The following is an 11,288-nucleotide window of genomic DNA, read 5'->3' on the forward strand; positions in this document are numbered from 1 at the left end:
CCGCCCCCCCCCCCGCGCCCCCCCCGGGCCCCCCCCGCGCCCCCCCCCCCCCCCGGGCCCCCCGCCGGGGGGCCCCCCCCGGCCCCCCGCCCGGGGGGGGGCCACCGGCACGTCCGCACGTCACGCCCGTACGCGCGTCACGCCCGTACAAGCCGCACCCCGAACGCGACGCACCCCGAACGCGACGCACCCCGAACGCGACGCACCCTGAACGCGACGCACCCCGAACGCGACGCACGCGGGCGCGGCCCGATCAGCCGTTGGCCAGGGCCTTCAGGCGGTCCATGGAGCCGTTGAACTTGTCGCGGTCGCCGACCGTGGGCCCGGTCGACGTGTACTGCCAGATCGTGTGGAAACCCCATCCCTTGGGCAGGGCGCCGGGCGAGGTGCTGTAGCGGGCGACCCAGAGCGGGTTCGTCTTCGCGAAGCCCGCGTAGTCGCCCGTGCACTGCTTCCACCAGCTGGTGGCCGTGTAGATGACCGCGTCGCGGCTCGTGCGGGCCTTGTACGTCTTCACGAAGTCCTTGATCCACGAGACCATCGCGGAGGTCGAGAGGCCGTAGCAGGACGCCCCGTACGGGTTCCACTCGATGTCCAGGACGCCCGGCAGCGTCTTGCCGTCCTTCGACCAGGCGCCGCCGTGGTCGGCGAAGTAGTTCGCCTGGTTGGCGCCGCTGGAGACGTCGGGGGTGGCGAAGTGGTACGAGCCGCGGATCATCCCCGCCTTGTACGAACCGGTGTACTGCTGGTTGAACGCGGTGCTCCGGTAGTAGTTGCCCTCCGTCGCCTTGACGTAGGCCCACTTCACGCCGCTCTTCGACAGGGACGCCCAGTCCACGTTCCCCTGGTGGCTGGAGACGTCGACGCCCTCCGTCTGGGCGATCGCGGCGCTGCGCTGGTTCACGGGCTTCCCGCCCTGCCCGTCGTGGGCGAGCACGCCCATGCCCATGTAGGCCGTGCCGCGCGCGGGGGCGCTGCCGGAGGGCGGCAGGGCGCCGGCGCGGTGCGGTACGGGGGAGATGTCGGCGCTGGCGACGCCGGGGAGGGCGAGCGGGAGGGCGAAGGTGGCCAGGAGAGCCGCGGACGCCGCGTAGAGGGTGCGGCGGCTGCTGCTCGTTCCGGGTCTCTGCACGGGCATTGCGTGCCTCCGAAAGGCGTGGTGGGGGTTCCCTTGTCGTGTCGACAAGTCGTCAATCTGGACGCGTCACCGTGAAACGCTACGTACGCCGGGCCGCCGACCGCAGAACGCCACGCTGCTGCCGATGGACTAAACCTGCGAAAATACGGAGAGGCGCGGCAATGGCCGTGGCTTCGGGAGAACTCGGGAGCGGGAAAGCGCACAATGGCTGCTGACGTGCACGGTAGCGGTACGGAGAAGGAACCCGCGGAGCCCGCGTCGGCGGACGGGGGCGCGGTGACCTCGGAATTCCTCGACCTCGAACGCGAGCTGGCGGTCTTCCTCCGCCGCGCGCGGGCCAATTCGGGGGAGATGGCCCGCGAGGTGCATCCGGATCTCGAACCCTCCGCCTACGGTCTGCTCGTCCGCCTCGAAGACACCGGACAGCAGCGCGCGACCGAGCTCTCCGCCTACTTCGGCGTCGGCAAGGCCACCATGAGCAGGCAGTTGCGGGCCCTTCAGGAGCTCGGGCTGATCGCGCGCGAGCCCGACCCCGCCGACGGGCGTGCCTCGCTGGTCCGGATCACCGACGAGGGACTCGACCGCTTCCGGCGCGTACGGGACGCCCGCAGGGGCCGCTACGTGCGCAATCTCGCCGACTGGGACCGCGGCGAGATCGCCGAACTGGCCCGTCTCCTGCACCACCTCAACTCCCGGTTCGCGAACTGACGCACCCGGAGGCAGGCACTCCGGGAAGCAGGGCTCAGGGGTCTCCCGGGATTCCGCTTCCGGCCGGCCGGGCCCCGGCTGGGGGGTCCCTCGAACGAGTGAGGGGGCGTCTCGTGCGTACGGGTGAGGAGCGTCGCGCGAGCGGCGTCGGCGGGTGACGGGCCGAGGCACGTCGGCGGCGAGGTGCGCGTGGTGGCGAGGCGCGGTCGTGGCGAGGCGCCGTCGTGGCGAGGCCGGGAGCGGGCCGGGGCGGTGTGGGCGACTACGGGGCGGCGAGGCCGGCTGCGGGACCGGGCCGACCGAAGGCCGGGCCTCACAGTTCCGCGAAGGCCGCCGTCGCGTCGTCGTGCCGCTTCCCGCGTACGTGCTCCGCCCCGTCCTCCAGCGCCCTGACCCGGTCGATCAGCTCCCGCGCCCCGCTCTTGCGGACGAGCGCCAGGCACTGGGCCCAGTCGCCCTCGCCGAAGACCTCGACCCAGCGCGCCGCTCCGTCCGTGAGCGCGAGCAGGGACCGCACCTTCGCCACGGGCGTGGTTCCCGTCACGGCCCTCGACGCCGCGGACGGGTCGGCCGCCGCGGTGAAGAACCCGCCCTCCGCGTTGCGCAGCGCGTCCGTCGAGGCGACGGAGCGCTTGACCTCCGCAGGGATGTGGTCGAGCCGGTCGTCGACGAGTGCGCGCACCTCGCCGTCGGTCCCCTCGCACAGCAGCGTGGAGTCCGACAGGACCAGGTGTTCGACCACACCGTCGGGCGCCGCGCCCCAGCGGGCGAGGACCACGGTGGCCTGAGGGGTACGTACGTGAGAAAGGTCACAAGTGTCACGATGTTTGGCGGCTGTCGTCTCGATCGCGGAGGCGAGAATCTCTGCCAGCGTCATATTCCGGCGAGAACTGCACAGTTCGGCCAGTACGCCCCCCAGGCCGGCCGTGAACCAGGGGACCCCGTGCACACAACCGTCGTCGCCGACGGGCGGTGTGACTCCGTCCAGGAGGACCAGCGCGCCTCCCTCGCCCGCCGCGGGTGCGATCGCCGAAGTCCAGTCCTCGTTGGGTCGTCCGGGTGTTCCGGGTGCAGTCGCAAGGTCGAAGCGCATGGCCCCAGTCTGCCGGAGCCGGGTGCGGCGGAAAGGCCGCGTGAGGGAACGGGGCGTACGGGCGCACTGTTCGATCACCATCCCTCCACGGGACGCCGGAGCGTGGGGGTTCCGCTTCCCGCGGGCGCCGTGCGGCTGAAAAGTGATCACTCCGACCACCCCCCGGCAGGTGCGGGCGGGCATCCTTCCAAAGCGCGCGCCGCAGGTCCATTCGCCCCGCCGGGAGCGCTCCCGGGCCGCGTCGCGGAGAGTTGATGGTCAACTCCTCCGTGATGTTCACTCGTTCAGGTGGCGGGTCGGCTGATGCGCGTCTTCTCTCCTCAAAGCACTGGAATGGTCGGAAGCCGTGCCAGGGGCTGGGGGTGGCTCGTCGTGACCCGCCGTCACCTCTGCTTCATGGGCGGACGAGTCGAGAATGCGAGCACCGGTGCAGAAGAAGCGGCCTCGGGGGAATGGCGGTGTGCACAGCGGCACTCCGATGGGGCGCCGTAAGCGGGTACGCACACGGCTCGTCGCCGGCGTCGCGGTCACCGGCATCGTCGTGGTCGCCGCGGGAACCCCCGTCCTTCTGCACGCCTCGGCCCAGCTCGACGACGCCCAGCGGCTCCTCACCCTCGCGCGCCTCGACCGGCAGGTCGTCGTCCTCTCCCGGTCCCTCGCCGACGAGCGCGACCAGGTCGTCGTCTTCGTCGCCGCGGGCCGTCCCGCCAAGGACACGGGCGACAGCGGCGATGCCGGCGGCAGCAGCAGCGACGGCCACAGCGGTACCGGTGACGCCGGGGCCGGAGGCGACGACACCGTCCGGTCCGCCGGGGACCGGGTCGACCAGCAGATCACCGAGGTCCGCGCCACCCTCGCCGGTTCCTCGGTGCCCGCCGCCTTCTCAGGACCGCTGGAAGACTTGAGCAAGGTTCCCTCGATCCGCGGCACCGCGGTGCGGGGCAAGGGCTCCGCGATCGCCGCCTATACGGCGTACTCCCAGGTCATCACCTCGCTGCACGGGATCACCGAGCGGTTCGCCGACCGCGCGCCCGCGAGCGCGGCTCCCGGGGCGCGCGCGGACGCGGACCTCGATCTCGCCGTCGGCCAGGCGTCGGCCACCCGCGGCCTGCTGCTGGCCGCGCTCACCGTCCCGGTCGACAAGAGCACGGTCAACCCCCTGACCGGGCTGCCCATGGACGGTTCCGGCTCCGGCGCGGACTCGGCGGACAGCGCGTCGCGCGCCGCGCTCAGCACCGCCGCCCAGCTGGCACGGGTGCGGGAACTCGCCGCGCTGGCCGACTTCGACGGCACGGCGGACGACGCCGAGCGCCGCTCGTACGCGGACAGCGTCACCGGCGCCGACGTGAAGTCGGCCGAGAGCTACCTGGACCGGCTCACCGCCACGCCGCACCTGTCCGACCAGGACCTCGACACCGATCGCGACAAGCTCAACACCGCGCTCACCGGCCGGATCGACCAGATGCGGAGCGCGCAGTCCGGTCTCGGCGCCGACCAGCTCAAGGGCTTCGAGAAGCTGCGCGACGACGCCGTACAGGATCTGGAGCTGCGCGCCGGGCTGGTCGTGTCTTGCCTGGTCGTCGCCGTCGCCGTGTCGGCCGCCGTCGCCCGCTCCCTCACCAGGCCCCTGGCGGCCGTACGGCTGGGCACGGCCCGGCTCGCCGCCGCGCCCGCCGAGGCGGAGCCGGTGCGCTTCACCGGCCGCAACGACGAGTTCGCCGAGGTCGTACGGTCGGTCAACACGCTGCACGCCACGCTGCTCAAGCTGACGAAGCGGACCGCGGCCGGGGCGAGCGGCGACGCCGCGCCGAGCGCCGAGGCCGGGACGAGCGGGACGGCGGCAGCCGACACCGCCCCGACGGCGCACGAGGCCACCGCCGTCAACGCGGCCACCGCCTCGGGCCAGGGCTCGTCGAGCTTGACGACCTTGACGACCGCCGCCCGGAGCGAAGACGCGGCACGGACGGCCGAGGCGGAGGCGGAGGGGACGGACGGCACGGCCGGCGTGCGGGCCACCGCCGAGTCCGCCGCGGTCTCCGACCTCACCGCCGAGGAACGGGCCGGGCTCCAGGCGCAGATCGCAGAGGTCACCGGCCACCTGCGGCAGTTGCGCCACACCGTCCGGCACACCTTCGTCAACCTCTCGCTGCGCAACCTCGGCCTGGTCGAGCGGCAGCTCGGCGTCATCGAGTCCCTGGAGGAGCGCGAGCAGGACCCGGAGCGCCTCGCCACGCTCTACAAGCTGGACCACATGGCCACGGTCATGCGCCGCCACAGCGAGAACCTGCTCGTCCTCGCGGAACACGAGCAGAGCCACGCGCACGCGGGCCCGGTCCCGCTGGTGGACGTGCTGCGCGCGGCCGTCAGCGAGATCGAGCGGTACGAACGCATCACCATCCAGACCCTCCCGCCGCGCGCCCAGGTCGTCGGGTACGCGGCGGACGACCTCAGCCACCTCGTCGCGGAACTCCTGGAGAACGCGGCCTCGTTCTCGCCCCCCGAGGCGGGGGTCGAGCTGTCCGGCTGGCTCCTGGAGTCGGGCGAGGTCATGCTCTCCGTCGTGGACCAGGGCATCGGCGTGACGGACGACAGGCTGGCCGCGCTCAACGCCCGTCTGGCCGCCCCCTCGTCGGACGCGCCCACCGCAGGGGAGCGGAGCGGCGCCCCCGCGGAGGGCCTCGGCCTGCGCGTCACGGCCCTGCTCGCCGCGCGCCACGGCGCACGCGTCGAACTGCGCAGGCAGCAGCAGGACGGCGGTACGACGGCGGTCGTGATCCTGCCGCGGCAGCTGCTGACCACGCAGGCGCCCGCCGAGGACGAGATGCCCACCGTTCCCGGAGCCGCGTCCGAGCTGAGCCTGCCGGGCTCGGCGACCGAGGCCGGGGCCCCCGCGGCGCGGGCCGCTTCGGACACGGCGGCCCCGCACGATCCGCTGATCGCCGCGGCCGAGGCGACGGTACGGGCGGCGGAGCACGCGGGGACGCTCCCCACGGAAGCAGGCACGGCCGCCGGCGCCACCGCGCCCGGGGTACCCGCCGTGCCCGTCGCGCCCGCGCGACCGGCCGGGCCCCCGACCGGTGCAGGAACGCCCCGCGTACCCGAGGCGCGTCTGCCCCAACCGCGCGGGCCCCAGGCGGCCGACGGCCTGTACGGCGCGTACGCCATCGGACCCGACTCCCACGAACGGGCGAACGGCGACGACACCGGGAGCCTCGACCAGGAGACGTTCACCATGCGCCGGCCCGAAGCGCACAGGGCCCCGGGCCGGGATCTTCCCAAGCGCGTGCCCAAGGCGGTCAGGACGGCCGGCGCGCCCGTCGTGCGCAAGCGCGGTGTGGACCCGGAGGAGTTGCGCCGTAGACTCGGCGGCTTCCACCAGGGTGCCAAGGCGGGGCGCCACGACGCCGAGGAAGAGGTCCGGCAGTCCGTCCAACAGCCGTACGGCCGGGAGCAGTACGGACTGACCCCGTACGAACACCAGCCGAACGCACAGCAGTCATACGGACACCAGTCATACGGACAGCAGCCGTACGAGCACCAGCCGTACGCCGGCGAGGGCCCGCGTGCCCATCAGGCGCAGCAGGTGCACCAGGCCCAGCAGGACCGGCAGGTTCAGCAGGACCAGGGGTACCAGGACCGCCACCATCAGCAACACGAGATGCACCAGCACCACGAGATGCACCAGCACCACAGCACACAGCACCACACCGAAGCGGCGGGGGACACAGTCGAGGAGGCACACAGTTGACTGCGACCGGCACATTCGGATTGAGCAGCGAGGCCCGCAATCTGCACTGGCTGTTGAACAGCCTGGTGGAGGAGGTCCCAGGCGTGCGGTCCGTCGCCGTCGTATCGTCCGACGGACTGCTGCTGCTCTCCTCCGACCCCGATCGGACGGAGGAGGCGGCCTCCGCGCCCGAGGGCCTGGAACGTCCGAAGGGCCCCCGCGGTTCGAGCGCCGACCTCGCGACCGTCGTCTCCGGCATCGGCAGCCTCACCATCGGCGCCGCCCGGCTGATGGAGGGCGGTCCTGTCAGGCAGACCATGGTCGCGATGGAGGACGGCAGCCTCTTCGTCATGGCGATCAGCGACGGGTCGCTGCTCGGCGTGCATGCCGCGCCGGACTGCGACATGAGCGTCGTGGCCTACCACATGGCGCTCTTCGTGGGCAGGGCAGGACACGTCCTGACCCCTGAGCTGAGGAGCGAACTGCGCAGGTCCCTGGAGGGGGCCGCGGGGAGCGACGACGGGACCGGCCGGGGGAGCGGCCGGTGACCCGCTCGTACCCCCAGCGCGGGCAACGGCCCGTCTCCGGCGGCCCTGTGCCGCCCCCGCAGCACCCGCAGTACGGGCAGGCGCCGGACGGTCAGGCGCCGTACGAGCAGGCGCAGGTCCCGGCGCAGGGCGGCGGAGGCCGCCGCAGGCGCGGTCAGGAGCCCGGGCTGCCGGTGCGCGGGTCCGGGCGACGGGTGTCGCGCGTGCGCCCGTACTCGCTCACCGGCGGCAGGACACGGGCCGAGCACGTCCTCCAGGTCGAGACGTTCGTGGCGGCTCTGGACGCGCCCGAGGAGCGCAAGGAGCTGCCGCGCCGCGGCTCGTCGCGGGTGATGCCCGAGATGCTCGCGATCGTCGAACTGTGCCGGCGCATGCGGACGGTCGCGGAGGTGGCGGCGCTGCTGAAGATGCCGCTCGGAGTGGTGAGAGTGCTGCTGAGCGACCTCGCAGACCAGGGAAAGATCAGGGTGTACGGGACCGGTCACGGCACCGAACAACCGGACCATGCACTGCTGGAAAGGGTATTGAGTGGACTCCGCCGTCTCTGACGACACCACAGTCGCCGAGGACAGGGCCGCCGCCGGCAGCGGGGCCGCTGCCGGGGATGCTGCCAGGGCCGCTGCCGGGGCCGAGGCCGTCGCCGAGGAGAGAACCGCGACCGCCGCCGGTCCTGAGGCGGACGCGGCCGTCGAGGTCATGGCCGTCTCCGAGCCGGAGGAGAGCCTGAAGGCGTGGCAGCTCGACCGCAGCCGCGCCCCGGTCGCCACGAAGATAGTCATCGCGGGCGGTTTCGGCGTGGGCAAGACGACGTTCGTCGGGGCGGTGTCCGAGATCCCTCCCCTGCGCACGGAGTCGCTGATGACGGCGGCGAGCGCGGACACGGACGACCTCACCGCCGTGCCGAACAAGGTCACCACGACCGTCGCCATGGACTACGGCCGCCTCACGCTCGACAACGACCTGGTGCTGTACCTGTTCGGCACCCCGGGCCAGCAGCGCTTCTGGTTCATGTGGGACGACATCGTGCGCGGGGCGATCGGCGCGGTCGTGCTGGTGGACACGCGCCGCATCGACGACTGCTTTCCCGCGCTCGACTATTTCGAGACCTGCGGTCTGCCCTATATCGTCGCCGTGAACCACTTCGAGGGAGCCGAGGCGTTCGACCCGTCGGCCGTCAGGAACGCGCTGTCCGTCGCGGACGACGTACCCCTGCTGGTCATGGACGCGCGCCAGCGGGTCTCGGCCGTGGAGTCGCTGATGACGCTCGTACGGCACGCGCTCGACTCCGGTCCGCAGTAGCGGCGCCCATCGCGGTAGCGGTAGCGGCGCCCGTCGCGGGGCGGTCGGGCCGGTCTGCCCGTCGCCGGCCGGTGCGCCGCACCGCCCGGCCGGTCCCGATGCCGGGCCCCCGGCCGGCCGGTCAGCCGTGCGGTGGATCGGGTACGGTGCCGGGCACCCGGTGCGGGCGCCCCGGCGGGTCCGCGCGGCGCCACGTCCGTCGGAACGGACCGGCATACGTACGTACATGGGGGACCAGCAGATGCGGAAAGTGCTCATCGTCGGGGCGGGACAGTCCGGGCTGCAACTGGCTCTCGGCCTCCAGGCGCACGGCTACGCGGTCACCCTGATGTCCAACAGGACGCCCGACGAGCTCAGATGCGGCCGGGTGATGTCCACCCAGGTCATGTTCCACACCGCGCTCCAGCACGAGCGGGACCTCGGCCTCGGGTTATGGGAGTCCCAGACGCCCCGTCTGGAAGGGCTCGGCATCTCGGTCGCGGCCCCCGACCACAGCCGCGCCGTCGACTGGCTCGGCAGGCTCGACCACTACGCGCAATCGGTCGACCAGCGCGTCAAGATGGCGGGCTGGATGGAGCTGTTCGCCCAGCGGGGCGGCCAGTTGGTCATTCACGGATGCGCGCTTCCCGACGTCGACTACTTCGCCGACAGCTACGACCTCGTCCTGGTCTCCGCGGGCAAGGGCGAACTGCTGTCGATGTTCCGGCGGGACGAGGCGCGCTCGGTGTTCTCGTCGCCGCAGCGCGCCCTCGCCGTCGCGTACGTGCACGGGATGGAGCCGCGCCCCGAACACCCCGGCACGGACGCCGTGCGCTGCAACCTCGTGCCCGGTGTGGGGGAACTGTTCGTGATCCCGGCGCTCACCGTCGGCGGGCGCGCGGACATCCTGTTCTGGGAGGGCGTTCCCGACGGTCCGCTCGACGCGTTCCGCGGTGCCACGAGCCCGGACGGCCATCTGGCGTTGATGCTGCGCCTGATGAAGGAGTTCACGCCGTGGGAGCACGCGCGCGCCACGAGCGTCGAACTGACCGACGCCGGCGGTGTGCTCGCCGGCCGCTTCGTGCCGACCGTACGGCAGCCGGTCGCGGCGCTGCCCGGCGGCGGACTGGCGCTCGGCGTGGCCGACGTGGTCGTCGCGAACGACCCGGTGACCGGCCAGGGCTCCAACTCGGCGGCGAAGTGCGCGGCGGTCTACCTCGACGCGATCCTGGCGCGCGGCGAGAAGCCGTTCGACGAGGGCTGGATGCGGTCCACGTTCGAGACGTACTGGGCCCAGGCGGCCCACGTGACGAAGTGGACGAACGCGGTGCTCGGCCCGCCCCGGGAGCATGTGCGGAACCTGTTCGACGCGGCCTGCGGGCTGCCCGAGGTGGCCGACCGGATCGCCAACGGCTTCGACGACCCGGCCGACTTCGAGGACTACTTCTACGATCCGGCGCGGACGGACGCGTACCTGGCGCGGGCCGCCCGGGCCGCCCGCGCCGCCCGCGCCCCGGCAGGCCGCGGATGCCTCGCAGGCGGTTCCGGCCGTCCGGGCGTCGGCTGAGCCGGGGGCGGGGACGAGTCCCCGGCCCCCGCCCGCGGGAGATGTCTCACTCCGCCGGGGCCGCCACGTCGCTGCCGGTGTCCGTCCCCTGCTCGGCCCCCGCGGGCAGGACCGGCGGCCGGTAGGCGGCGGGGCTGAGCGCCGGGCCCGCCGGGTCCGGCCGTACGGCGCCGAGCAGCGGGTTCGCCGCGATCGGTGACACCTTCACGCGGGCGCCCGGATGCGGAGCCTGTACGACCTTGCCGTCCCCCAGGTAGATCGCCACGTGCGTGGCCTTCGGGAAGTAGACGACGAGATCGCCGGGGCGCAGCCGGTCGAGCGGCACATGGGGGAGGGCGCGCCACTGCTCCTCGCTGGTGCGCGGCACCTTCACCCCGGCGTGCGCCCATGCGGTCGAGGTCAGCCCCGAGCAGTCGAAGGAGGCGGGCCCCACCGCGCCCCACGCGTACGGTTTGCCGATCTGCCGTACGGCGTAGCGGAGCGCGGCGGCTCCGGCGGCGGTGGGCGTGGCGGGCCGGGCGGCGCGGCCCTGGGGCCCGAGCGCGCCGGAGTCCACGAAGTCCTGCTGCGCGGCGGACGTCTGGCCCCGGTCCAGCGCGGCCACCTGCGCGAGTGTGCTCGACGGAAGCGCCGCGAGAAGGGACTCGACCTGCCTGAGCTTGGACTCGGCGGTGTCGCGCTGCCGTTTCTTGAGGGCGGCGAGCCGCTGCTGCTTGGCGAGCACGGCACCGGACTTGGCGGCGGCGGCGTCCGCCTGCTGCTTGCTGTGGACGAGCAGGCTCTCGGTCGCGACGGTGCCACGGGCGGCGCGCGCGAGCATGTGCTGCTGTTCGACGGCTCGTTCGGGGTCGTCGGAGAGCAGGAGCTGGAGGTAGCCGGAGAGTTCGGGGGTGCCCCGGTACTGTGCGCGCGCGAGGGCGCCGGCCGCGCTGCGGCCCCGTGCGAGCGCGGCACGCGCCTCGGCGAGGCCGCCGCCCGCCTTCGTGGCCGCGGTCCGCTGCTTCGCGAGTGCCTGCTCGGTGGTGTTGTAGGCCTCTCCGGCGGCTTCGGCCTGCTGGTAGAGGCTCTTGAGCTGGGTGAGCAGCGCCGCCACCCCGCCGGGCTCGGGGGCCGCGGTGCTGGGGACGGCGGCCAGCACGGTGACCGCGGCGGTGGCTGCGGCGGTCGTGCAGGCGGATCGCAGACGTGACATGCCCTTCACCTCCGGTGAGAGCGCGCCGGGGGGTGGG

Annotated in this window: 9 protein-coding genes; 6 read left to right on the forward strand and 3 right to left on the reverse strand. The window is 73.3% G+C overall.

Annotation, left to right across the window (positions count from 1 at the left end):
* Positions 1–253 precede the first annotated feature (253 nt).
* Positions 254–1,138, reverse strand: a complete 885-nt coding sequence (locus tag LCE31_RS20850) for a lysozyme (protein ID WP_225016353.1) — start codon at positions 1,136–1,138, stop codon at positions 254–256.
* A gap of 204 nt (positions 1,139–1,342) precedes the next feature.
* On the opposite strand from LCE31_RS20850, the gene LCE31_RS20855 reads away from it, so the two are divergent.
* Positions 1,343–1,846 (forward strand): MarR family winged helix-turn-helix transcriptional regulator, encoded by a 504-nt coding sequence (locus LCE31_RS20855; RefSeq protein WP_225016354.1) that lies wholly within the window; start codon positions 1,343–1,345, stop codon positions 1,844–1,846.
* A gap of 313 nt (positions 1,847–2,159) precedes the next feature.
* Here the strand turns inward: LCE31_RS20855 and LCE31_RS20860 are convergent, their stop codons facing one another.
* Complete coding sequence (locus LCE31_RS20860) at positions 2,160–2,939, reverse strand: protein phosphatase 2C domain-containing protein (protein ID WP_225016355.1); 780 nt, start codon at positions 2,937–2,939, stop codon at positions 2,160–2,162.
* Between the two features lie 460 nt (positions 2,940–3,399).
* Here LCE31_RS20860 and LCE31_RS20865 point away from each other — a divergent pair, with 460 nt between their 5' ends.
* The 5 genes from LCE31_RS20865 (at position 3,400) to LCE31_RS20885 (ending at position 10,059) form a co-directional block, all read left to right on the forward strand.
* Positions 3,400–6,687, forward strand: a complete 3,288-nt coding sequence (locus LCE31_RS20865; RefSeq protein ID WP_225016356.1) for a sensor histidine kinase — start codon at positions 3,400–3,402, stop codon at positions 6,685–6,687.
* Positions 6,684–7,214 carry a roadblock/LC7 domain-containing protein gene (locus LCE31_RS20870; protein WP_225016357.1) on the forward strand — a complete coding sequence of 177 codons (531 nt, stop codon included), beginning with the start codon at positions 6,684–6,686 and terminating at the stop codon, positions 7,212–7,214. The genes LCE31_RS20865 and LCE31_RS20870 overlap by 4 nt, the downstream gene beginning before the upstream one ends.
* A 167-nt stretch (positions 7,215–7,381) precedes the next feature.
* Positions 7,382–7,762 (forward strand): DUF742 domain-containing protein, encoded by a 381-nt coding sequence (locus LCE31_RS20875; protein ID WP_225016358.1) that lies wholly within the window; start codon positions 7,382–7,384, stop codon positions 7,760–7,762.
* A gap of 148 nt (positions 7,763–7,910) precedes the next feature.
* On the forward strand, positions 7,911–8,513 hold the full coding sequence (locus LCE31_RS20880) for a GTP-binding protein (protein ID WP_225016359.1): 603 nt from the start codon (positions 7,911–7,913) through the stop codon (positions 8,511–8,513).
* Positions 8,514–8,754: 241 nt separating this feature from the next.
* Entirely contained in the window at positions 8,755–10,059 is a 1,305-nt protein-coding gene (locus LCE31_RS20885) for a styrene monooxygenase/indole monooxygenase family protein (protein ID WP_225016360.1), read from the forward strand.
* 46 nt (positions 10,060–10,105) lie between these two features.
* Here the strand turns inward: LCE31_RS20885 and LCE31_RS20890 are convergent, their stop codons facing one another.
* Positions 10,106–11,251, reverse strand: a complete 1,146-nt coding sequence (locus LCE31_RS20890; RefSeq protein ID WP_225016361.1) for a C40 family peptidase — start codon at positions 11,249–11,251, stop codon at positions 10,106–10,108.
* Positions 11,252–11,288 lie beyond the last annotated feature (37 nt).

This window comes from Streptomyces sp. 8L (assembly GCF_020176795.1).
Taxonomy (GTDB): domain Bacteria; phylum Actinomycetota; class Actinomycetes; order Streptomycetales; family Streptomycetaceae; genus Streptomyces.

What these genes read in the sequence shown, in the direction of transcription:
- LCE31_RS20850 (WP_225016353.1), bottom strand. Translation starts at nt 1,138, where the DNA reads ATGCCCGTGCAGAGACCCGGAACGAGCAGCAGCCGCCGCACCCTCTAC.
- LCE31_RS20855 (WP_225016354.1), top strand. Translation starts at nt 1,343, where the DNA reads ATGGCTGCTGACGTGCACGGTAGCGGTACGGAGAAGGAACCCGCGGAG.
- LCE31_RS20860 (WP_225016355.1), bottom strand. Translation starts at nt 2,939, where the DNA reads ATGCGCTTCGACCTTGCGACTGCACCCGGAACACCCGGACGACCCAAC.
- LCE31_RS20880 (WP_225016359.1), top strand. Translation starts at nt 7,911, where the DNA reads ATGGCCGTCTCCGAGCCGGAGGAGAGCCTGAAGGCGTGGCAGCTCGAC.
- LCE31_RS20885 (WP_225016360.1), top strand. Translation starts at nt 8,755, where the DNA reads ATGCGGAAAGTGCTCATCGTCGGGGCGGGACAGTCCGGGCTGCAACTG.
- LCE31_RS20890 (WP_225016361.1), bottom strand. Translation starts at nt 11,251, where the DNA reads ATGTCACGTCTGCGATCCGCCTGCACGACCGCCGCAGCCACCGCCGCG.